Source organism: Cupriavidus necator N-1 (genome assembly GCF_000219215.1).
Classification (GTDB): Bacteria; Pseudomonadota; Gammaproteobacteria; order Burkholderiales; family Burkholderiaceae; genus Cupriavidus; species Cupriavidus necator.
Window position 1 is genome coordinate 1716434 of sequence record NC_015726.1, and the last position, 23118, is coordinate 1739551.

18 protein-coding genes are annotated in these 23118 nt (G+C 66.0%); 8 read left to right on the forward strand and 10 right to left on the reverse strand.

The annotated features are described in order from the left end of the window. Positions 1–37 precede the first annotated feature (37 nt). Positions 38–1924, forward strand: a complete 1887-nt coding sequence (locus CNE_RS08170) for a preprotein translocase subunit YajC (protein WP_238553064.1) — start codon at positions 38–40, stop codon at positions 1922–1924. Then, positions 1921–3525, forward strand: a complete 1605-nt coding sequence (locus tag CNE_RS08175) for a GMC oxidoreductase (protein ID WP_013956654.1) — start codon at positions 1921–1923, stop codon at positions 3523–3525. Before CNE_RS08170 ends, CNE_RS08175 begins: the two co-directional genes overlap by 4 nt. Positions 3526–3571: 46 nt before the next feature. Here the strand turns inward: CNE_RS08175 and CNE_RS08180 are convergent, their stop codons facing one another. Further along, positions 3572–5095 (reverse strand): amidase, encoded by a 1524-nt coding sequence (locus CNE_RS08180; protein WP_013956655.1) that lies wholly within the window; start codon positions 5093–5095, stop codon positions 3572–3574. A 27-nt stretch (positions 5096–5122) separates the two neighbouring features. Further along, positions 5123–6118 carry a Bug family tripartite tricarboxylate transporter substrate binding protein gene (locus tag CNE_RS08185; RefSeq protein ID WP_013956656.1) on the reverse strand — a complete coding sequence of 332 codons (996 nt, stop codon included), beginning with the start codon at positions 6116–6118 and terminating at the stop codon, positions 5123–5125. Between the two features lie 170 nt (positions 6119–6288). On the opposite strand from CNE_RS08185, the gene CNE_RS08190 reads away from it, so the two are divergent. The 3 genes from CNE_RS08190 to CNE_RS08200 all read left to right on the forward strand — a co-directional run bounded on the left by CNE_RS08190 (position 6289) and on the right by CNE_RS08200 (position 9551). Then, entirely contained in the window at positions 6289–7209 is a 921-nt protein-coding gene (locus CNE_RS08190) for a LysR substrate-binding domain-containing protein (RefSeq protein ID WP_013956657.1), read from the forward strand. Positions 7210–7360: 151 nt separating this feature from the next. Further along, on the forward strand, positions 7361–8605 hold the full coding sequence (locus CNE_RS08195; RefSeq protein WP_013956658.1) for an NAD(P)/FAD-dependent oxidoreductase: 1245 nt from the start codon (positions 7361–7363) through the stop codon (positions 8603–8605). A 34-nt stretch (positions 8606–8639) separates the two neighbouring features. Then, positions 8640–9551, forward strand: coding sequence for an ATP adenylyltransferase family protein (locus CNE_RS08200; protein WP_013956659.1), 912 nt, complete (start codon positions 8640–8642; stop codon positions 9549–9551). A gap of 17 nt (positions 9552–9568) precedes the next feature. On the opposite strand, the gene CNE_RS08205 is transcribed toward CNE_RS08200, so the two are convergent. After that, on the reverse strand, positions 9569–10864 hold the full coding sequence (locus CNE_RS08205; protein ID WP_148271573.1) for a DUF3422 family protein: 1296 nt from the start codon (positions 10862–10864) through the stop codon (positions 9569–9571). 107 nt (positions 10865–10971) lie between these two features. Here CNE_RS08205 and CNE_RS08210 point away from each other — a divergent pair, with 107 nt between their 5' ends. After that, positions 10972–11823, forward strand: a complete 852-nt coding sequence (locus tag CNE_RS08210) for a LysR family transcriptional regulator (RefSeq protein ID WP_013956661.1) — start codon at positions 10972–10974, stop codon at positions 11821–11823. 239 nt (positions 11824–12062) lie between these two features. Here the strand turns inward: CNE_RS08210 and CNE_RS08220 are convergent, their stop codons facing one another. The 3 genes from CNE_RS08220 to CNE_RS08230 all read right to left on the reverse strand — a co-directional run bounded on the left by CNE_RS08220 (position 12063) and on the right by CNE_RS08230 (position 14885). After that, a complete protein-coding gene (locus tag CNE_RS08220) occupies positions 12063–13037 on the reverse strand; it encodes a Bug family tripartite tricarboxylate transporter substrate binding protein (RefSeq protein ID WP_013956662.1) in 975 nt (324 codons plus the stop codon). 88 nt (positions 13038–13125) lie between these two features. Continuing rightward, positions 13126–13884 carry an SDR family oxidoreductase gene (locus CNE_RS08225; protein WP_013956663.1) on the reverse strand — a complete coding sequence of 253 codons (759 nt, stop codon included), beginning with the start codon at positions 13882–13884 and terminating at the stop codon, positions 13126–13128. A 47-nt stretch (positions 13885–13931) separates the two neighbouring features. Then, positions 13932–14885 carry a 2-hydroxyacid dehydrogenase gene (locus CNE_RS08230; RefSeq protein WP_013956664.1) on the reverse strand — a complete coding sequence of 318 codons (954 nt, stop codon included), beginning with the start codon at positions 14883–14885 and terminating at the stop codon, positions 13932–13934. 108 nt (positions 14886–14993) lie between these two features. On the opposite strand from CNE_RS08230, the gene CNE_RS08235 reads away from it, so the two are divergent. Then, complete coding sequence (locus CNE_RS08235) at positions 14994–16148, forward strand: citrate/2-methylcitrate synthase (RefSeq protein WP_041227904.1); 1155 nt, start codon at positions 14994–14996, stop codon at positions 16146–16148. A gap of 32 nt (positions 16149–16180) precedes the next feature. Here CNE_RS08235 and CNE_RS08240 read toward each other — a convergent pair whose 3' ends face one another. After that, positions 16181–16744, reverse strand: coding sequence for a c-type cytochrome (locus tag CNE_RS08240; RefSeq protein WP_238553081.1), 564 nt, complete (start codon positions 16742–16744; stop codon positions 16181–16183). Between the two features lie 88 nt (positions 16745–16832). After that, positions 16833–18563, reverse strand: coding sequence for a pyrroloquinoline quinone-dependent dehydrogenase (locus tag CNE_RS08245; protein WP_013956667.1), 1731 nt, complete (start codon positions 18561–18563; stop codon positions 16833–16835). 353 nt (positions 18564–18916) lie between these two features. Here CNE_RS08245 and CNE_RS08255 point away from each other — a divergent pair, with 353 nt between their 5' ends. Next, the gene (locus tag CNE_RS08255; RefSeq protein WP_013956669.1) at positions 18917–19597 is read left to right on the forward strand and encodes an ankyrin repeat domain-containing protein; all 681 of its coding nucleotides are present in this window, start codon (positions 18917–18919) and stop codon (positions 19595–19597) included. A gap of 11 nt (positions 19598–19608) precedes the next feature. Here the strand turns inward: CNE_RS08255 and CNE_RS08260 are convergent, their stop codons facing one another. Together CNE_RS08260 and CNE_RS08265 are read right to left on the reverse strand one after the other, a co-directional pair. After that, positions 19609–20673: a YVTN family beta-propeller repeat protein gene (locus tag CNE_RS08260; RefSeq protein WP_013956670.1), complete on the reverse strand. Its 1065-nt coding sequence runs from the start codon at positions 20671–20673 to the stop codon at positions 19609–19611. Positions 20674–20710: 37 nt separating this feature from the next. Continuing rightward, entirely contained in the window at positions 20711–23032 is a 2322-nt protein-coding gene (locus CNE_RS08265; RefSeq protein ID WP_013956671.1) for a TonB-dependent receptor, read from the reverse strand. Between the last annotated feature and the right edge of the window lie 86 nt (positions 23033–23118).

Here is a 23118-nt window from a genome sequence, read left to right on the forward strand (position 1 = left end):
CGCGGCGATCCCTTCCGCATCTGCTGCGACCGGGCGCGTGGAACTCTACACCCAAAGAACAATGGTGAACTGGCTGAGCCCGCTACAGCTGCCGTTCACCGCCATGCGCGTCGCCGTGGCGATGGCAATCGGCGCCTTTGCCGACCAGCGCATGGTGCAGGCGGCACTCACCACACTGAATCCGAATCCACCGCTCCCGGTGCCCGCTGACGAGCACGGCGGTGTCTGGGTCGACTATCTGGCCGACACCGGCGACGGTTGGAACTCGACCTACTCCATGGCCTTGTGCGTCAGTCACGCGGTGACGCTGCGCGAGCAAGGTGTGACGCTGCCGCGGGCAAAGGTGCTGTTGCTGGGCGGCGACCAGGTGTATCCGACGCCTGCTCATGATGGCTATCGGACGCGCTTCGTCGATCCTTTCCGCGCGGCGTTCCCTGCGCCAGTCGAGGCTGTTCACCCCGTGTACAGCGACCAGACGATCAAGTTGCCGCTGGACGCGCCGTGGATGGTCGCCACGCCTGGCAATCACGACTGGTACGATGGCTTGCGTGGCTTCGCCCGCTTGTTCTGCAGCGGCAAGCCCGTGGGCGGCTGGGAGACACGCCAGCGCACCGGCTACTATGCCTTGCAGCTGCCCGGCGGCTGGTGGATCTGGGGCCTGGACCTGCAACTGGAGTCGGAAATCGACCGGCCGCAGCGCGAGTACTTCCAGAAGCTGTGCACGGCGCTGCAGCCCGGTGACCGCGTGGTCTTGTGCGCGCCCGAGGCGAGCTGGATCGACGAGATGGAGCGCGTGCGCCGCGGCGAGCGGCGGGCCATGCCTTCGATCGAGACCAAGACCCCGCGCTTTCGGAGCCTGAGCGAGATCGAGGGGATGCTGGGCGATCGGCTCGCACTGGTGCTGGCCGGCAACTCGCACCACTACGCGCACTACGTGCCGCGAGCGGGCACGGCGGGACCGCATCGCATCACCTGCGGCGGCGGCGGCGCATTTCTTCACGGCACACACCTGCTGCCGGATCCACCGAGGCCTATCGTGGTGGGTCCGGCCAGACAGTTCTACGAGCTGAAGTCGGCGTATCCGGAAAAGGCGACCGCCCGGAAATTGCGCAATCGCGCGTGGCAACTGCCTGCGCGCAACCTCTCGTTCTGTGCGCTGGTGGCGATCCTGTATTTGTTGTTCGACTGGAGCATTCAAAGCGCGAGCCTGGTATCTGTTCCCGGGCGCGATCAACGCGGCTTCGTGGGCCGGCTGGCCGGCCTCGAAGTGACATTCGGGAATATCGGCGAGATGTTCCACCAACTGTTCCGGGTCATGGCGCACAGTCCGGCGTCGGTGGTGTTCGCAGCGGCCATCGTCTTTAGTTGTGCTGCGCTGTCGACCAGGGATGTCAGGCGCGGCGTCCGGCTGGCGTGCGTTGTCGGCGCGTTGCACGGGCTGCTGCACCTGGCACTGGCAGTCGCGCTGCTATGGCTCGTCTTGCGCCTCAACTTCCATGTCTTTGGCGCCGACAACGCGCCCCCCGTCTTGCTGTTCGTGGTCGAGGCCATGCTGCTGGGCGGCGCCCTCGGCGGCCTGCTGTTTGGCGTCTGGATGGTGTTGGGCAATGCCCTGTGGCGTCTGCACGCCGAGGAGGTGTTCTCCTCCCAGCGCATCGCCGATTACAAGTGCTTCCTGCGGATGCGGTTCGAGGGGGGGCAATTGACAATCTACCCGCTCAAGCTGGAGAAGGTTTGCCGCCATTGGCAACTGGGCGAGGGCGTCGCGCGCCTGGCGAAGGTTAACAGCACCTGGCGCGTGCGCGCCCAGCCCGGCGCAGCCGGCCCCCGCTTCGTGCCGGCAGACGGCCAGGTATCGCCGCCGGAGGCGGTGCGGATGATTGAGGAGAAGCCAATCATCATCCAACGACAGGGAGCGTCATGATGAGCCATGCCCTGGCCTACGATGTCGTCGTCATCGGCAGCGGCTTCGGTGGTGCGGTCTCGGCGTGCCGGCTCGCGCAGGCCGGCCGCAAAGTGCTGGTGCTGGAGCGCGGCCGGCGCTGGAGCCCAGCGACTTACCCGCGCGACGAAAGTGATCCCTGGCTGTGGAACCAGGAGCGCGCCAATCGCTTCAATGGCTGGGCCGATATCCGGACATTCTCTGACGTATGGGTCATCGCCGGGGCCGGAGTCGGTGGCGGCTCGCTGATCTACGCCAACGTTTCCGTGGAAGCCAGGCCGGAAGCCTTTGAGCACGGCTGGCCGAAAGAGGTGACCTATGCCGGCCTGCAGGCCCACTACGAGGAGGTCGGGCGCATGCTCGCAGTGAGCGAAGTGCCGGATAACCAGTTGAGCGAGCGAACCCGGCTATTGCGCGAGGGCGCGGAAGCCTGCGGATGGGGCGGGCGCTTCCGTAAATTGCCGCTGGCGGTGACATTTTCCGAGCATTGGGACCCCACACGGCAAGACCCCCGCGATGACCGTCATTCGGAGAGATTCCTGAACCAGCACGGCAGGTGGCAGGGCACTTGTGTCCATTGCGGCAACTGCGACGTGGGGTGCCAGGTATCGGCCAGGAATACGCTGGACCTGAATTACCTGGCGGTGGCTGAAGACAATGGCGCCGAGATTCTCCCGTTGCACCTGGTAGACAGGATCGAGCCGCTGCAGCAGGGCTGGCGGGTCTGCTTCAGGAAGATCGACCCGGAAAACGAAACGACGAGCCCTGGCACAGTCACGGCCGCCAGGGTGATACTGGCCGCCGGCTCCATCGGCAGCACCGAGCTACTGCTGCGCTGTCGGGATGAGCATCGCACGCTGCCCGCTCTTTCACCAAGGTTGGGATTTGGCTGGGCCCACAATGGCGACTTCGTGACGCCAGCCTTCTATGGCAACAGGACGATCTCTCCTTCTCATGGCGTGACCATCTCCGCCGCGATCGACCTGCTGGACCACGGCGGCCCGAACGGACAGGCGCTCTTCGTCGAGGACGGCGGCATCCCGAACCTCGCAGGCAACTTTATTCGACGTCATATGAAGAGAACGCGTTCCCGCAAGCTGCGCGCGGTGTGGAAGGACGTCGGAGGACTGTTTGACGACGGCGATCCGGTCGAGCGGATGATGCCGTGGTTCGGGCAAGGCGTGGATCCTGGCGATGGCCAGCTGAAGCTGGGCCGCAGGTGGTACGCGCCGTGGCGTCGGGTGCTGCGGCTCGACTGGTCGTATCAGGCCTCGATGGCGGTCATCGAGGCCATGATTGCAGCGCATACGCAGCTCTCGGGAGCGACCGGCGGGGATCCGTGGGTGCCGCTCACCTGGCGGCGGTGGCACAACCTGATCACCCCGCACCCGCTGGGAGGCTGCAACATGGGGGCCTCCGCCGCGGACGGTGTCGTCGATGCATGGGGCCGGGTATTTGGCTACAAGGGCCTCTATGTCATGGACGGTGCGATCGTCCCGCGCCCGCTCGGCCTGAACCCTTCGCGCACCATCGCGGCGCTCGCGGAGCGTAACGTGGCGATGCTCTTGCGCGAGCAGGATTGACGCGGGGGCGGCGACGCTCGCATTCCTGTGTCTTCAGCCCCTTTGCCTATACCGCAGAAACGCCGCCCGATTGCTGCACTGTGCCAGAGGCCGGCGGCGCGGTGACAATCGAGCGCAGCGACGGGTTGGCGGGCCTGAGGGCGGCGAGGTCGGGAACGGGGCGGCGCAACGCTGGCAGCATGGCAAACGCAGCTTCCATCGCCTGGGCCGCCCCCAGCGTTTCCAGGTCGCCCCGGAAGCGGCCGGTCACCTGCAGCCCGAACGGCATGCCGGCCTCGTCCGTGCCGCACGGCAGGGAAATGGCAGGGTGCGTAGTCAGTGTCACGACATAGGTCAAGGCCAGCCAGCGGTAATAATTTTCCTGTTTCTCGCCATTGATGGTGTCCGCGAACAGCCTGGTCCATGCGAAGGGCGATACCGGCGTGGTTGGTGACAGGATCAGGTCGTATTCCTGGTAGGCCCCCTGGAAGCGCTGCAGGATACGGTTCTGCTCGGCCTGCGCCCATGCGCTGTCGCCCAGTGACATCTTCGCGCCGAGCTCGTAGTTGGCGCGGGTATTGGGGCCGAGAGAGGCGGGGTCGCGCTGGTAGGCGTCATGCAAGCCGGCGACAAAGCTCTCGGCGCGCAGGACATCGAAGCAGCGGTGCACATCGCCAAGCTCGAAGCGGACCTCGTCGCATTGCCGGAACAGGTGGCGCATCTCTGCGATCCTGGCGCGGAACACGCGGCGGACACCGTCGTCGACCGCGCAGCTGCCGAAGTCTTCGGTCCAGCCGACCCGCAAGCTCGACAGGTCCACCGGTGCCGGCGACAGGTACGCTGCGGCGTCCACCGCGTAGCTCAAGGGATCGGTCACCGACACCCCGGCCGAAGCCGCCAGCTGCAGGCAGGTATCGGCAACGGTGCGTCCCATCGGCCCGACCACCGAGATCGGCGTCCAGCCCAGCAGTTTGCGCGAGTTGGGGACGATGCCCGGCGAGGGCCGGAATCCGACCACGCCGCACTTGGCCGCGGGAATGCGCAGCGAGCCACCGGTGTCCGACCCGGTGCAGACCGGCAGGAAGTCCGCGGCCAGCGCCGCGGCCGAGCCGCCGGAGGAGCCGCCCGCATTGAGGTTCGGGTTGAAAGGATTGCCGGTCGCGCCCCAGACCGCGTTGCGCGAGTTCGCGCCGGCGCCCATTTCGGGAATATTGGTCTTGCCCACCACGATGGCACCGGCCGCCCGCAGCCGTTTCACCAGCACGTTGTCGTCGGTCGGCACGTGGTTGCGGAACAGCGGCGAGCCATAGGTGGTCAGCAGGCCCTCGGTGGCCTCCAGGTCCTTGACCCCTAACGGCAGCCCGTGCAGCAGCCCGAGTGGTTCGCCCCGCAGCATGGCCTGTTCGGCGGCGCGCGCTTCCTTGCGGGCGCGCTCGAAGCAGGTTGCCGTGATGGCATTGATCAGCGGGTTATAGGTCTCGATGCGCGCGATGCACGCCTCCAGCAGTTCTACCGGCGAGATTTCCCTGGAGCCGATCAGTCGTCGGAGTTCGACCGCCGAGGCCGAGGTCAGTCTGTCTTGCGTGGTCATGGAACAGGTGTCTCCGGGGCCTTGCTGTCAGTCAAGCTTGATATGGGCGCGTTGCGCGATGGCACGCATCTGCGGGATTTCCTTGTCGATCATGGCCGCGACCTGCTTGCCGGGCGCGTAGAAGGGCTCGATGCCGTTCTCCGCCAGCTGGCTGCGCGTTGCCGGATCGGCGATGGTGTCTGCCAGTGCCTTTTCCAGCCTGGCCCGGACCTCCGCTGGCAGGCCGCGAGGCGCGACCAGCGCGATCCAGGTACTGGTGTCCATGCCCGGATAGCCGCTTTCGGCGACGGTCGGCACATTCGGCAGCAGCGACGAGCGCTTCGCCGTAGTGACCGCAATGGCCTTGATCTTGCCGGACTTGAGCTGTGGAATGGCCGCAGCCACCGTATCCACGCTGAAGGGGATCTGGCCCCCCATCAGGTCGGTCATCGCCGGCGCGCTGCCCTTATAAGGCACATGCAGCAGTTTGGTGCCGGTGAGGTTCAGCAGCTCTTCGCCGGCAAAGTGGGCAGTGGTGCCGGCGCCGAATGAGCCGTAGGAATACTTGCCCGGGTCTGCCTTGACCGCGGCGACAAACTCCTTGAGGTTGTTCACCGGCACGTCGCGGTTTGCCAGAAGGATCAAGCCGGTCGACCCGATCATGCCGATGGGCTCGAAGTTCTTCTGAGGGTCGTAGGGCAGCTTTGCATAGACCGCCGGATTGACCGTGAACGTGGTGCCGGACGTGGCCATCAGCGTGTAGCCGTCCGGTGCCGCTTTGGCCACGTAGCTCGCCGCGACAATGGTGCCGGCCCCGGGCCGGTTCTCAACCACCACGGTCTGGCCAAGGCGCTCGCCGAGTCTGCGGGCGATGGTGCGGCCGACGATGTCTGTGGCACCGCCTGGCGGAAACGGCAGGACCAGCTGGATCGGCTTGGATGGATAGCCACCCTGCGCAGTGGCAGGGGCGGGCGCCAGCGCGGTTCCGGCAGCCACGCTGCAGGCCGTGAGGAAGAACAAGGTGCGGTGGGCGGGGGATCGCATGTTGATGCTCCGGCAGGGTAGGTATCGCGCAGCGCAGCAGGGTGGGGGCACCGCGTGATCTCATCGTACGATCAATCCGGCGTGACATCGTCGCAATGTTTCGAAAGCTTGATTGCCGAAAAGGCAATCCATAAAATGAATCTGACCTTGGCTTCGCTTTCGCCCCGACCATGTCGTATCGCATCCTGCAGGAAACCGCCGTCCGCTACTTCCTTGAGGTCGTACGCACCGGCTCGGTCAAGGACGCCGCCCTCAAGCTGAACGTGGCGCCATCGGCGGTCAGCCGGCAGATCGCCAAGCTGGAGAGCGAGCTGGACACACTGCTGTTCGACCGGCGCGCGCGCGGCCTGGTACCCAATGCGGCGGGGGAGATGCTGGCGGCGCACGCCAAGCGCGCCCAGCAGGAGATCGATCGCGTCACGGGCGACATCCAGGCGCTGCGTGGCTTGCGCGTGGGGCAGGTCCACCTGGCAAGCGTCGAGGGCATCGCGCACGATTTCCTTCCGGCTCTGGCCGCCAGTTTCCGGGAGAAATACGATGGCATCCGCTTCGACCTGGACGTGTGCCCGCAAGGCGACATTGCCAGGCGCATTCGCGACGGCGAGGCGGATATCGGCGTCACACTGAGCGGCCTCCCCGAACTCGATATCGAGGTGGAACTGCGCCACCCGGCCCCGGTGCTCGCGGTCATGGCGCCGGACCACCCGCTGGCGGGCCAGCGCCAGATCTCGCTGTCGCAGGTCATCGGCTATCCGCTCGCGCTGCCGCCCAAGGACAGCTCACTGCGGCAGTTGCTGGACACCAGTTGCAGCCGCCAGGGGCTCAGCTACCAGACCGTTTTTTCCAGCAATCACCTGGACTCGCTGGTCGGGTTCGCTGCGGCGGGTGGCGGTATAGTCACTTTCTATGGGGAGCTTTCGGTCCGGCGGCGGTTGAAGGAAGGGTCCATTGTCGCGGTGCCGCTACGCGACCGGGAAATGAACGAGCGCTATATCGAGATCCAGACACTGGCCCGGCGCAACCTCCCGCCCGCGGGGCGCGCCTTCGTGCAGCATCTGGCCGATGCCATCACGCGCATAGGCGACCCATGATTGCCGGATCGGCAACCATGGATTCCAATAATTGATTGCGACGGATATTCCGCCCGGACGCGCCGGCATTGCAGAATCAGGGCATTAGCATCCATTGCCTGACTCCCTATGACCCGGACCGCAAACCTGCCCTCCAGGATCCGCATCTGCCATGGCTTCTAAAGACATTCTGGTACTTGGTGCGGGCATGGTCGGCGCCTGCACGGCGCTGGCGTTGCGCCAGCGCGGCCATGCGGTCGTACTGGTCGACCGGCAGGCGCCCGGCAGGGAAACATCCTATGGCAACGCCGGCATCATCCAGCGCGAAGCGGTGCAGCCCTACGCCTTCCCGCGCGAGTGGATGGCGGTCCTTCGCGTCATCACCCGCCAGGGCAACGATGTCCACTATCACCCCGCGGCACTCGCCAGCCTGCTGCCCGCGCTGGCGCGCTACTGGCGTGAATCGGCGCCTGACCGGTACGCGGCCACCGTCACGGCATACAGTGCCCTGATCCGGCACTGCCTGACTGAGCACGAGCGGCTGATCGCGCTGGCCGGCGCACAGGACCTTGTGCGCAGATCGGGATGGCTGCAGGCGTATCGCAGCGCTGCGCCGTTCGACCAGGCGGCGCGCGCTGCGACGGAAGTCGCGCAGCGGCACGGACTCGATTGCCGGATTCTCGACCAGGCCGGGCTGATCGCTACCGAGCCAGCGTATTGCGGGCCAGTGGCCGGCGCCATTCACTGGCGCGATCCCTGGACCATCGTTGATCCCGGCGAGCTGGTAAGCCGCTACGCGGCGCTGTTCAGCAAGGAGGGCGGAATCTTTAGCCGCGGTGATGCCGCAACGCTGAAACAGACGGAAGGCGGCTGGACCGTGGAGACGGAAGATGGCCCGGTCAAAGCTGCCGAGGCCGTGATTGCACTTGGGCCGTGGGCCACGACCCTGACCAGACCGCTTGGCTATCGTTTCCCGCTATTCGTCAAGCGGGGATACCATCGCCACTATGCCGCTGAGCCGATGCCGTCCATGCCGCTGCTCGATGTCGAGAACGGCTATATGCTGGCGCCGATGCAGCGCGGCCTGCGCCTGACCACGGGGGCCGAGTTCGCGCACCACGATGCCACGCCGACCCCCATCCAGCTGCAGAATGCCGAGCGCCACGCCCGCGAGCTGGTGCGCCTCGGTGCGCCAGTCGAAGACACGCCCTGGCTCGGCGCCCGGCCATGTGTCGCCGACATGCGGCCGATCGTCGGCAGGGCACCGCGCCATCGTGGCCTCTGGTTCAACTTTGGACATGGCCACCAGGGCTTCACGCTCGGCCCCGTCACGGCCCGGCTGCTTGCCGAACTGATGGGCGGTGAGCAACCGTATGTCGATGCCCGCCCGTATGATCCGATCCGCTTCGGCGCGTGAGACGGCTATGCTGAAAGGGGAGTGAAAGCGGATCATGCACCCTCGACACCTTCAGCCCGGCACGCTGTGGCCGGCAATCACGCAGCGGACGGCGCACGCCCTGCAGAGCGGGGCGTTGTGCCCGATCGAAACCGCCCAGGCGGCGATTGAGGACGGCGGCGTGCGGTTCCTGGTCCGCCAGGTGTCCAGCCTGGCGCGCAAGGACAAGGCACGCGGGACGAGCAGTGCCGGGGGCAATCCATTCCTGCCCTATGACCCGGAACTGTTTGTTGCGGATATCTCCGACACCCATGTGGCCTTGCTCAACAAGTTCAATGTCATCGAGCATCATCTGCTCATCGTCACCCGGCGCTTCGAAGCGCAGGAATGCCTGCTGACCGTGGCGGACTTTGAAGCGCTGCTGGCTTGCATGGCGGAATTCCCGAGCCTGGGCTTCTACAACGGTGGGGCAGCCGCGGGAGCGAGCCAGGGCCACAAACATCTGCAGATTGTGCCCTTGCCGCTCGCCGAGGGTGGCCCGGCGCTGCCGATCGGCCCCTTGCTGGCGTCAGCACGGATCGCCGGCGCCATCTGCGTCGTTCCCGGCCTGGCATTCGCGCATGCGTTCGCGCCGCTGGATCTGTTCGCGGGGCCCGCGGAAGAGGTGGCGCGCACGGCGTGCGAGCGCTACCGCGCGCTGCTTGATGCGGTTGGCGTGCGGGCGGTGGATGTCGAGGGCGGCCTGCGCCAGTCGGCGCCGTACAACCTGCTGATCATGTCCGCAGGGCTGCTGCTGGTGCCGAGAACCAGGGAGTGCGTGGAAGGCATATCGGTCAATGCCCTGGCGTTCGCCGGCTCGCTATTTGTCCGGGATGCGGCGCAGATGCAAACCATTGAGGACCTTGGCCCGATGCGTCTCCTGCGGCGAGCCGCGGCAGCCGTGGAGCAGGGCGGGACAGCCGCCTAGCTGCCCCTGACGTGACCCTACGCAGCCTGATTCGCAGCCGGCTGCCGCGCGGCCGCTTTTTGCCCGGCATGCTTGCTGCGCCGGGTTGCACGCAGCACCAGCAGCACTACTGGCAGGATCAGGACACCCTTGATCAGTTCCGGGTCCAGCGGGAGATGCACCGCATGCAGCGCCTTGAGCCCCGTACCCGCCAGCGACAGCACGTAGTAGGAAATGGCCGCGACCGACAGGCCTTCGACCGCGTGCTGCAGCCGCAGCTGGCTGCGCGCGGTCTGGTCCATGCCTTCGAGCAGGCGCGTGGTGTCCTGCTCCTGCGCGAGGTTGACGCGCGTGCGCAGCAGGTCGAGCGCGCGCGCCACGCGGCCGGCAAACTGCTCGTGCCGCGCCCAGACCGACCTGCACGTCTCCATGGCAGGCGCGAAGCGGCGCTCCATGAATTCGGCGATGGTCGGTATGCCTTCGATGCGCTCTTCACGCAATTCCTGGATGCGCGCCAGCACCAGTTTCTCGTAGGCGCGCGACGCGCTGAAGCGGTTGCCGGATTCCGCCAGTGCCTCGATGCGGACCGCCAGGTGCGTCAGCCGCTCCAGCAACTCGGCATCGTGGCGGCCGCCCTGGCTGGTGTCCATGCTGCGCATCAGCGGCGCGAGCGAGCGCTGCAGGTTGTCCACGCTGCGGCCCAGGTCACGCGCCACCGGCAAGGCCAGCAGCGCCATCATCCGGTAGGTCTCGATTTCATACAACCGCTGCAGCAGCCGTCCGCCTTGGACTTCGCGGAAGCCGTTGTCGATGACCAGGAAGCGCGAAAAGCCGTCGGGCGGGATGGTCCAGTCGCAGAACACCTCACCGCCGCCCAGAACGTGGCTGCCCGCCAGGATGGGGCCGTCGATCCATTGCCTCACGCTGTCGCGGGCATGGGCTGCGGCCTCGCCCGAGACCAGTTCCATGCGCAGCGCCACCAGGCGTTTGCCGGCGAAGCTGTCGAACCAGTCGGCCGGGATATGGGAGGTGGCCAGGTCGGAGAAGTAGTCCGCGTCACCACGCCGCGCCACGAACGTGAAGGTGGAGAACTCGGTGTGCCGCTCCCACTTCAGCTGCTTGTCATCGCCCCATCGTCCTGAATAGTGGGTCACGCCGTCGGCCGGGTCTTCCAGCCCGGTCAGCCGGCACAAGGAGGCCAGCAAGGCATGGTGGACCGCGGTATCGCCGTCCGCATAGATGGCGAAGTGCGTCAGCGAGGCGGAGCCGCCAATGCGCAGGAAGGGGCGGGCATGCAGTTCGCGCGCAAGGCTGTCGCGCAAGGGGTGGTCCATGATCGGCTGTGGCATAGGTCGTCAACGTTTCTGGCCAGTATGCCCGAGGGCTATTGATTAAGAAAAACGCGTAAAATTGATCTGTTGCTTCAGTTTTTCTGATACCAATGAAAGCGCTTGACCTCGATGTGCTGGCCATGATGGTGGCGGTTGCCGATACGGGCAGCATTTCCCGTGCGGCGGAACTCGTGCATCGGTCGCAGTCGGCAGTCAGCATGCAGATCAAGGCGCTAGAGCGGGCTTTGGGCAAGCCACTGTTCGTGCGCAAGCCGAGAAACGTAGTGCTGACCCCGGAAGGCGAAGTCCTGCTGGGCTTCGCGCGCCGCATGCTGGCCTTGCGTGACGAGGCCTGGGCGGCCGTGGTCCGCCCCGACGTGACCGGGCGTGTGGTGCTCGGCATGCCGGACGACTATGCCTCATCCCTGCTGCCCACGATCCTGAAGAAATTCTCCGCGACTTACCCCAAGGTCGAGATCCAGGTCATTGGCTTGCCGAGCGTGGCCCTGGCGCCGATGGTCAAGGACGGATCGGTCGACTTGGTCTGTGCAACGAGAGTGAAGGGGCTGTCCGGGGAGTTCATCCGGCTGGAACCGATGGTGTGGGCCGCCTCGCCGGCGGCGCACGAGATCTGGAACGAGCGGCCGCTGCCCATTGCCGTGTTCCAGTCGGGCAGCGTCGCCCGCGACATTGCGATCCGCAGCCTGGAGCAGGCCAGGATCGCTTATCGCATGTCCTATGAAAGTCCCAGCCTGCTCGGCCTGCTCAGCATGGTCGAAGCGGGACTGGCGGTGGCGCCGCTCGCGCGATGTGCTGTCCCGGCGCATTTCACCATCCTTGGCCAGGCCCAGGGGCTGCCAGAGTTGGCCGGGCTGGAGCTGGTGCTAGCGCGCAGCGCAAAGTCGAAGCGGCCGCCTTGTGACTTCCTTGCCGAACAGATCCTGGCGGAGCTGCAGCGCTGACAAGCGTAGAGTGGTGCTCGCCATCGTGCAGCGGCGGCCTAGGGGCGACTGAAGCAATGCGCGAATCGCGATACCAGGGTAGCGGCTATTTTGCGTGCAGGATGACGGTCCCCTCCGAAATCGCCGGCGGGCTGGCGCTGGTGCCGGCGGCATTCGCAGCGATCCAGTCCTTTGCCTTCTGGACGCTCTCGTCCACGCCCGCCTTGTCATTGCAGGTCGTGACCGAGAAGCCGCCAGTACTATTCCGGCTGAATCCCCGCCTTCTTGACCACATTTCCCCACTTCGCCAGGTCAGACTTGATCAGCGCCGCGTAAGCCTGCGGCGTGCCGCCCTGGGCCTCGATCCCGGCCGCTTCCAGCTTGGCGCGCACCTCGGGCAGCTTCAACACCGCATTGATCTCGGTGTTGAGCCTGGCAACGATCTCCTTCGGCGTCCCCGCGGGCGCCAGGAAGCCCCCATTGGTGTTGGCGTCATATCCCTTGAGTCCTTGTTCTTCGGCAGTCGGCACATTGGGCAGGGCCTTGGAGCGCTTTCGGGTCGATACCGCGACGGCGCGCACGTTACCAACCTTGAGCTGCTCCTGTATGGCGCTGAGGGAGTCGATGTAGAGGACGGTGCGGCCGGCCAGCAGGTCGGGGTGGGCGGCGGATGATCCCTTGTAGGGGACCAGCAGCATGGGCGCACCGCTGACCATGCGGAACATTTCGGCGGCCATTTCCTGGGCGCTACCGCGGCCGGAGGTGGCGACCTTGGCCTCGCCGGGATTGGCCTTCATCCAGCTGACCAGTTCCGGCATCGTTTTGACCGGGAGTTTCGGGTAGACCGCGAACACCAGGGGGATTTCGTGGGTGTAGACGATGGGCTCGAAGCTCTTTTCCGGATCCCAGCCGAGGTTCTTGAAGAGGAATTTGTTGATGTTGTGGCTGCCGCCTACGATGCCGATCGTATAGCCGTCGGGTTTGGCGTTGGCCAGTATCGCGGTGCCCAGGTTGTTGGACGCGCCCGGACGGTTGTCGACAATAAAGGGCTGCTCAAGCTTGATTGAGAGCTTTTCTCCCACCACGCGGGCAATCAGGTCGATGCCGCCCCCGGGCGGCGCCGGGACGATGATGGTGACGGGTCGGGTCGGGTAGTTCTGTGCCGACGCCAGGCCGGGTGCCAGTAGCAAGGCGGCCGGGACGGCCAGGAATTTGATCCGCTTGGTAAATTGCATCGTTGTCTCCGTTTGCATTGGGTCAACTTGTGTCGACTCTGATGACACACCCACGATTGCCAGGGAGGCCGGGGCGCGGTAGCGGCTGTCAGCCGCGCCCGACGAACGGCATGGCGCTCGCCATGACGGTCATGGTCAGCACGTTGGCATCCAGCGGTAGCGAGGCCATGTGCCGCACGGCGTTGGCGACATGGCTGGCATCCATCATGGGTTCTGGCGCGATCGTGCCGTTGGCCTGCGGCACGCCCCGCGTCATCCGTTCGGACAGTTCGGTCAGCGCGTTGCCGATGTCGATCTGGCTGGCCACGATATTGAAGGCGCGGCCGTCCAGCGCCAGCGCCTTGGTCAGGCCAGTGACCGCGTGCTTGCTGGCGGTGTAGGGCGCCGTGAAGGGGCGTGGAGTGTGCGCGGAGATCGAGCCGTTGTTGATGATGCGGCCGCCCTGCGGCGACTGGCGGCGCATGAGCCCGAAGGCCGCACGCGCGCAGAGGAAGACGCCGGTGACGTTGGTGTTGATGACGCTGAACCATTTGTCGAGCGGCAGCTCGTCCATCGGCACGGCAGGGGCATTGACGCCGGCGTTGTTGAACAGCAAGTCCAGTCGGCCAAACTCGCGCTCGATGGTGTCGAACAAGGCTTGCACGCTGCAGGGGTCGGTGACGTCGGCGGGCACGGCCACCGCAGTCTGGCCGCGCGCGGCAGCCTCGGCTGCCAGGGATTGCAGGGGATCGGCGCGGCGGCCGGCCAGCACCACCGTCCAGCCGTCATTGAGCAAGGCAATCGCGGTGACGCGGCCAACGCCGCTGCCGGCTCCGGTGACGAGGGCGATCTTGCGGGAAGCGGTCAAGCGAGGTCTCCTAAAGTAGTGTGAGGTCGCGGAACTCGGCCGTGCATTCAGGTGGTCAGGCTCATGGTCGGACGCTCGCCGGCCAGGGCCTGGGCGACGCTGTCGAGCACCATGTGCGCCATGGCGGTACGGGTTTCCCAGGTCGCGCTGGCGCGGTGGGCCTGCAGCGTCGTGCGGTCGGACTGGCGCAGCGTCAACGGCACGCGCGGCTCGTCGACGAACACGTCGAGTCCAGCGCCCGCGATGCGGCCGGCGGCCACGGCCTCGGCCAGGTCAGATTCGTTGACCAGCCGGCCACGCGCCACGTTGACGAGATAGCCGCGCGGGCCCAGCGCGTCCAGCACCGCGGCATCGACGATGCCTTCGGCCTTGTCGGCCGCCGCGCACAGCACCAGCGCATCGCTGTCGCGCGCCAGGTCCTGCAGGTACGGCACGAACGCATGCGGCACGTCATCCATGCGGCGCAGGTCGGTATAGCGGATGGGGCAGCCAAAGGCTGCCGCCCGCGTCGCGACCGCGCGGCCGACGCGCCCCATGCCGACGATGCCGAGGCGCATGCCACTGAAGCGCCGGGCCAGCGGGATGGCGTTGGGCTGGGGGTGCAGTTCCCACTGGCCCGCGCGCACAAAGCGGTCGCCGGCGCAGAGGTTGCGGCAGGCTGCGATCAGCAAGCCGATGGCCAGGTCAGCCACGTCTTCGGTCAGCGCCCCCAGTGTCGCCGTGACGGGCAGGCCACGGCCACGGCAGTAGGCCAGGTCCACCGCGTCGGTGCCGACGCCATTGACGGCCACCACCTTCAGCGCGGGCAGCTGTTCCAGCATCGCCCGCGAGATCCCGGTGTGTCCGCCGGTAATGACGGCCTCGATGGCAGCACCATGTTGCCGCAGCCAGGCCGCCTGGTCTGCGATCTCGAAGTACTTGTGCACCTCATAAAGTGCGGCGAGCTTGTCGTTGACCGCCGGGATCAGGATGGGATTGAGTTGCAGGATCTGGGGCTTCATATCCGTGGCAGGAAGGGCGCGTTGAACTTGACTGCATAGTAAGTAATAGTTGATTGACAAGGCAATATTGATCTATAAAATCAATATAAAATCTTGCAACAAGTCATCATGGGATCCTGGATATCGATGGACGAGGCCTGCAGCCGCCTTGGCGTGCGCCCGCAGACGATCTACGCTTACGTCAGCCGAGGCAAGCTGGAAGTCATTTCCGATCCGGCCGACACGCGCCGCAGCCTCTACCGCGCCGAAGATGTCGCCACCCTCGCCAAACGCAAGCAGGCCGGGCGCAAGCACGAGACCGTGGCGACCAATACGCTGTTTGGCGCGGAACCCAGCATCCCGACCGCTCTCTCCACGTTCGTGCGCGAGCGCTTGTACTACCGCGGACAAGACGCGGTGACCCTGGCCGGCTCGGCCAGCCTGGAGGAGGTGGCGCAATTGCTGTGGGACGCCGAGCAAGCCGTCGACTTTTCATGCTCGACACGCATCGGCAAGCCGCCCGGGCGCGTGGCGGCGTTCACGGGCCTGGCTACACTGGCCGCCACCGGACACTCCACGCACGGGCGCATGACACGCGTCCTGCACCAGGAATGCCAAAGCCTGGTGGGCCAACTGGCCAATGCCTTTGGTGCGCACGCGGGGCAACAACCCTTGCACCTGCGTCTTGCGCAAGGGTGGAAACAATCCCTGCAGGTGGCAGAGCTGCTGCGGACCGCCATGGTGCTACTGGTCGACCACGAACTGACGAGCTCGGCCTTTGCCGCGCGCATCGCGGCGTCCACTGGCGCATCCTTGCCGGCCTGCCTGCTGTCCGGCCTGACCACGCTGTCCGGGCCCTTGCATGGCGATGCCTCGGGCCGCGTCAAGGCGCTGTTCAACGAAGTGGAACGGCAAGGCGAGGATCAGGTGATCGCCCACCATCTGTCCACCGGATTGCCCCTGGCAGGCTTCGGACATCACCTCTATCCCGATGGCGATCCTCGCGCGGCAGCCCTGTTGGCCCTGTTCGACCCACCGGAAGTCATTCGGCGCTTTATCGAGAAGGCAACCAAACTGACCGGCTTGCAGCCCAATATGGACGTGGCCCTGGCGGCCCTCGTCACACACTATGGGCTGCCGGACGATGCCGCGTTCGGGATGTTTGCCACGGCACGCAGCATTGGACTGCTGGCCCACAGCCTGGAGCAGTTGGGCGTGGGGCAGGTGATACGTCCGCGGGGGCGCTATGTCGGGACGATGCCTGAAAAGGTTGGCGAGCGTTGAATCACAGGTAGCGGCCGGGCCTGATTGGCAGATCAATTCAGGCCGGTAATGTAGTTGGCGAGATTCCTGATGTCGTCATCACTTAGGTTGCGCGACACGCTGGTCATGCTCCCCGCGTCATTGGTACGCCGCCTGGCGCGGAAATCCTCCAGCTGCTTGACGATATACGCGTACTGCTGCCCGGCTACCCGCGGTATTTCGTTCTGCCCGGCAAATCCTCCGAGGTGGCACATCGTGCACAGCACTTCTTCGGACTTTCTGCGCCCGGCGGCGACCCGCGCTGTGTCGACCTTGTAGGTCGACGCTGTCGGCGTCTGCGCGGCAAAGTAGTCGGACAGGTCCTGCATGTCCTCTTTTGACAAAGGCGTGGCCATTGGCGACATGGCAGGGTCGCTGCGCCGTCCTTCCTTGAAGTCACGCAACTGCAGGTAGAGGTAGCGCGCGGTCTGTCCCGCCAGATGCGGATAGGCAGGATTGGTGGAATTGCCCTGCGGACCATGGCAGGCAACGCAGACCTGCGCCTTGGCCTGCCCGGCGGCCGCTTCGGCACGGGTATTGCCGCTTGCGGCCAACAGTGCCAGCAGTGCAGTCACCATGGCGGGCACCGCGGCGCGCCGCGCCGCGGGAAGGCGGCGGCGCGGACGGAGCGGGATAGTCGGCATTCCGGGATCGCTTTCGGCGAACCTATTGCACCGCAAAGACAAAGATGCTGTTGCCACGCTTGAAGTCGAGCTGGGTGTTGCCGCCGGCCGCGACGGCAATGTACTGCTTGCCGCCGACGGTATAGGACACTGGCGGCGAATTCACGCCGGCCCCGCACTGGAACTGCCACAGCATCTTGCCGTTGGCCGCATCGAATGCCTTGAACAGGCCGTTGCCTTCGCCAGTGAAGACGAGGCCGCCGGCCGTTGCCAGCACGCCGCCGATCAGCGGCTGCTCGGTCTTGTAATCCCACGCCACCTTGCCGCTATCGATATTGACCGCCGAGAGCTTGCCCCACTGCTGCTCGCTCGGGATGACCTTGAAGGCGCCGCCCAGCCACAGCTTGCCGCCTGGATAGGGGACATCTTCGACCTGGTAGGTCATTGGCTGATGCAGGTTGGCGGCATAGGCAAGCCGCATCTTGGGGTTGAACGCCATCGGCGACCATTCCACTCCCCCGTTGGCGCCCGGCAGCATGCGCGCACCTTGCGGGGTGGGCAGGGTCCACATGTTCTCCTGCGGGATCATTGCCTGCGAGAAGCGGATCAGTCGGCCGTCGCGGCGGTCGTGCACATAGACGTGCCCGGTCTTGCCGCCGTGGATGACGCCCGGGATCATCTGGCCTTTTTCATCGCGCACGTCGACGAGGATCGGCGGACTGGCTGCATCCAGGTCCCACACGTCATGGGCGATATATTGCGAGTGCCACTTGTAGGCGCCGGTGTTCAGGTCGACCGCGACCAGGGAATCGGTGTACAGGTTGTCTCCGGGACGGATCGCGCCGTACAGGTCGGGCGACGGATTGCCCACCACGAAGATCGCCAGCTTGTTGGCGCGGTCGACCGCCGGGGCCATCCACACGCCACCACCAAGCGTCTTGTAGAAGTCGCCGCCCTTGTCGGCCAGCATCTTCTTCTCGGCGGCGATGTCGCGCTTCATGTCGCGCCCGGTGGCGTCCTTGGTGGCCCACACCCCTTCATGGCCCTTCTCGGGGATGGTGTGGAAGGTCCACAGCAGCTTGCCGTCGGTCGTGCTGAACGCCTTGACGAAGCCGCGGATGCCGTATTCGCCGCCATTGGTGCCGATCAGGACCTTGTCGTCGACGACCACCGGCGCCATGGTCTCGGAGTAGCCGAGTTCCGGGTCAGCGATCTGGGTTTCCCACAGCAGCTTGCCGGTCCTGGCATCAAGCGCGACCAGCTTGGCATCGAGCGTGCCCATGTAGAGGCGATCGCCGCTGATTGCCACGCCACGGTTGTTAGGCCCGCAGCAGAACGTGGTGACCGGTCCCATCTTGTGCTTGTAGTGCCAGAACTCCTTCCCCGTCACCGCGTCGATGGCATAGACGTGGTTGTAGGAAGTCGTCAGGAACATGACCCCGTTTACGACGATCGGCGCAGTCTCCATCGACTCCATCACTGCCGTCTGGAAGATGAAGGCGGGGCGCAGCCTGGCGACGTTCTTCGTGTTGATCTGCGCCGCTGGATGGTAGCGCATCTGCACGTACGACCCGTTGGAGTGCAGCCAGTCGTTGCCGTTGGTGCCTGCAGCATCCAACTGTGCCTGGGTGACCGGGCGCAGCGCACTGGACATAGGCGCGCCTGGCGTGGTCGCGCTGCCCTGGATATCCTCGGCGGCGAGCGCGGCGGATGCATGGAAGGCGAGGAACAGCAAGGGGAGGGTGTGCCGGGAGAGGCGAGAGAATGAGAGCATGGGGCGCTCCTTATTCGATTCTTGTCGACCTGGCCGCTTGGGTGAGCGACACGCACAAGCCGATGCGTATCGTGGCGAGGCAAAGCAGGCCCTGCCGCGCGTCGAAGCGGCCCCGAGGTGAAGTGCAGTATAGGCAAGAACCCAAGCAAAACAACAAGCACACGCAGCGCGGCTTTCTGCACTGCAAGGACATCGTTGAACCGATGCATTGCAGCATGAAAAGGCCGCTTGAATTTGTGCTTCCTGCGCACAAGACTTAGCGGGCGGGTAAGCAGAAGAACCGGGAATTGCCTTGCGTTGCGGTACCCGTCTTGCGCAATGCATCGCGCCGGTTGTCATCGGAGGAGCCGGATATGAATCGTGATCTGCGAAGGATTTCAATGGTGTGCGTGTGCGCGCTTGGCCTGCTTGCAGCTCGGGCACTTGCCGATGACGACATCAGCCTGAACGCGCGGTTGCTGGCTTCGGCGCGCGCCGGGGACGAGGCCGGGGTGCTCGGCGCGCTGAAGCAGGGCGCCGCGCCGGACTCGCGCAGCCGCATCGGCGACACGCCATTGCTGACGGCATCAAAGCGCGGCCTGACCGGCATGGCGCGTGTGCTGGTGGAACACGGCGCTAACGTCAGCCTGCCGAACGTGCAAGGCGTGACGCCGCTGATGGCGGCTGCGTTTGGTGGCTACCAGGAGATCACCGCGATGCTGCTGGCGCGTCATGCCGAGCTGAACGCCACCGACCGCGTCAGCAAGACCGCCATGATCTACGCAGCGGGAGAGGGCCGCACGGCGGTGGTGAGGCAGTTGCTCGATGCCGGCGTCGATATCAACGCGCGCTACGCACATGGCCTGACGGCACTGATGTGGGCGGCCGGCTATGACATGAGTGACGTGGTCCAGTTGCTGCTCTCGCGTGGTGCAAATGCCTCGTTGCAGGATGATCGCGGGCTGACTGCGCGCGAGATTGCCGAGCAGGCTGGTGCGAAGAACGTGGCCGCCGCGCTGGCGGGCAGCCAGACCGCAGCGGCACCGGCGAAGTAGCGCCGCTGCGCTTACGGCGAATCGATCGAACCCACGCTCTTGGGATAGGTCACGATGCCCCAGCTCAGCGGCAGCCCGTCGAACTGGCGCACCGGCTCGTAGGTGCGTGCGTCGATGACATAGACCGCATTGGAGCGCCCGCAGGCCACCAGCAGCCGCGCATCGTCCGGCGTGAAGCTGAAATGCCAGCAGCGCTTGCCTATCGCGATGTCGGCCAGCGACGCGAAGGTCTGCGCATCGAACACCTGCAGCGTGTCGGCGCGCGAGGCGGCGACGAACAGGCGCTCACCGGCGCGATCGAACGCCACCCCGTAGGGACCCGTGCGCGTCGGCACGGTGCGCAGCACGCGGAAGTTCGTGGCGTCGAGCACGACGAAGGCATTGGCTGATTCCAGCGTCACCACATAGCGGTTGCCGTCCGGGCTTGCCTTGATGCCGCGCGGGCGCGAACCGGCGGGCATTGGCAGCAGCTTTACTTGCCTGCCGCTGGCGTTCTCATAGACCGTGACGGTGTCGTCGCCTTCATTGGTGACCAGCATCAGCTTGCCGTCGCGCGAGAACTCGATACCTTCGGTTTCCAGCCCGCTGCGGATCCTACGGTTCACGCGCCAGTCCTTGAGGTCGATCACGGCGATTTCCGCCGGCAGGGGCTTGTCGTCATCGCTTTTACCCTTCGCGGATGGGGGCGGCGCGGCCCCGGGCGGGCCGGAGCGCTCGCCCGGTTCGTAGGTGACGAAGGCCTGGTTCCCGGCCACGCGCACGAACTCCGGGTTCTGTCCGATCGGCACGCGGCGAACCAGCTGCCCCGTGGCAAGGTCAATTACCGACAGGTCGCCCGTACCCTTGTTGGCCGCCAGCAGGTATTTGCCATCCGTGGTCACAGCCAGTCCGCGCGGCCCCTTGCCCCCGGCCGGGAGGCTGGGCATGACTTCGAGCCGGTCCAGGTCGATGACGGCGATGCCGCCGCCTTCGGTCGACACATAGGCCTGCGCTGCGTCGGCGGCGACCGGGCACACCAGCGCCAGGAGGCCAGCGGCCAGCATGTGTCGCGTACGGGATGGAAGGTGCGAAGGCATGACGTTCTCCTCGTTGCCCGGATGCATGGCGGCCCGCTCAGGGCCCGCCCCATTCATAACGCACGCCGACCAGGAACAGCCGGGGCGCGCCCGGTGCCACAAAGCGCTCGACGGGTACGGCCGCGCCGGGCAACAGCAGCGTGCCGCCCGGGAACAGGTTGTAGCCCGCCTGTCCGTAAGTCTCGTAGCGGCGGTCGAACAGGTTGTCGATGCGCCCATAGAGTTGCCAGCGCGGCGAGAACTGCCAGCTGGCGCGCAGGTTCAGCAGCAGGTAGCCAGCGGTGCGGGCAAGGCCGGGGTCCTGCGCGCTGAGCGCGCCATCCTCGTTGCCCGCGACTGGACGCGATGACGATACGATCACGTCGCCGCCCACGCTGATGGTGGCGGTCGCGCGCCAGTCTGCGCCGAGCTTGAAGCTGTGCAGCGGGATTCCTGCCATGCGCGTGCCCGGATGCACCGCCACCGGCGCAGCGAAGGGGGTATGCAACTGGCCGTCCGCCTGGTAGGTCGCTTGCGTGTAGCTGTAGCCGGCGCGCAGCGTCAGCCGGCCCAGCCGCTGCCGCAAGCCCAGCTCAAGGCCCTGGTTGCGGGTCTTCGGGAAGTTCGAGAAATAGCCCAGCGGACTGAACGGCGAGCGCTGAAAGATGATGTCGTCGGTGTTGTTGCTGCGGTATAGCGCCAGGGTCAGTTCAGTGGTGTCAGCCGGCTGCCAGCGTCCGCCCAGCTCCAAGGTGCGCGTGACCACCTGGCGCAGGGGGGGATCGGCCTGCAGGCCGGTAGGAAGCTGGCAGGCATTTGCAGGGTCCGCGCAACCCAGCTCGATCGCCGTGGGCATGCGTGTGCCCTGCGAAGCGGAGCCGAATATCGTCAGGCTGTCGAACAGCGCGTGCGATGCGCCCACCGACGGGTTGAGCCGTGTGAACGTGAAGCGTTCGTCCGATGGCGTGGGCGCGCCCAGCACTGTATGCCGTCGCCCTTCGTTCCAGCGGGCGGCCAGCGTCAGGAAGGTCTGGGGAAGCAGTCGGATGGTGTCGGTAGCGTACAGCCCCACCGTGCTGTCGTGGCCGTCCAGCAAAGCATTGGTGACCACTGGCGCATTGGGATCGCCAAGCGCCGTGCGCGCTGCGTCGAAGCTGGCCAACTGCGTCGTTTGCGCGTAGCGCGACTGGTTCAGGTCCAGCGCGGCACCCAGTGCGAAACGGTGCGTCTCGCCATCGTGCGACCACTGCGCAGACACGCCATAGCTGGTCTCGCTCACGGTGGAAGCGTTGAGCACGGCATTGGCGGGCGCCTCGTCCGCTTCGCAGCCTGCGGCGCCGGAGGTGCCCTGGCAGTCGCGCAGGGTGTCCACGTAGTCGTCGTGGATATCGCCGCTGTTGGTGCGCGAGCGCGTGCGGCGCACATAAGCCGTTAGCAGCAGCTGGTCCTGCGCATTGAACTGGTGCGCACCATTGAGCGTCAGCTGCAGCGATTTCGCGCGCGTGACATCGGGCGCGGTGTAGATGGCGCTTCGGTCGGCGCGGTAGATGCTGTCCGGCGTCAGGCCGTTGCCCGACAGCCGGCTGTTGCTGCCGAGCAGGCTGAGGCTCCATTGGGTGGCGCTGGTCGAGCGGCCCAGCTTGAAGAAGAGGTTGCCCAGATCGCTGTCGGAGCTGTCGCGCCAGCCATCCTCACGCCAGCCGGTGCCGGCAAAGTAGGCGTGCCAGCCGTCGCCCAGCGACTTGCCCGTGCTGACATCGAGCCGCGCTCGGCCATGGCTGCCGATGCTGAGGTCGGCCTCCACGCCCTGGTGCGTTTCGCCCGACTTGGTGACCAGCGCAAGCGCGCCGCCCAGCGTATTGAGCCCATACAGCGGGTTGCTGCCCGGCACCAGCGTTACCGTGCTGATGGCGGCCTCCGGCATGCCGGCCCAGTTGATGACGTCGCCCAGGGCCGCGTTCTGGCGCACGCCGTCCAGGTACAACGACAGCCCTTGTGCCGAACCCAGCGTCGGCGAGAGCCGGTAGCCGCGATACAGGATGTCCTGCGCGAACGGATTGCCCTGCGCGTCATTGACCACGATGCCGGTCATGTTCTCCGCCAGGAAGGACGGGAGGTTGACGGACTTCGCGCGTTCCAGGTCGCCATCGGTGGCGGTCTGGACGTTGGCGGGAAAAGCCTGGCGCTCGATGGTGAAGCCGGGCAACGGCGTCGGGGCGACCACGGTGACCTCTTTCAGGTTGTGGACCTGGTCCGCCAGCCTGCCCGCGTCAGGCTGGCTGGCCTGCTGCGCCGCGACAGGCGCGGCCGTTACCAGCGCAATGGCGACCATGCCCGGCGCATGCCGGGACGGGCGGGTGCGGCGGCGGGCGTGGGCCATGAGGTTCCCCTCTCGTGCCGCATCGCGCGGGCGGCTGTGGCTGTGAAGGAGACTTCCTGGAGTGGCGCAAATGCTACCTAATCTAG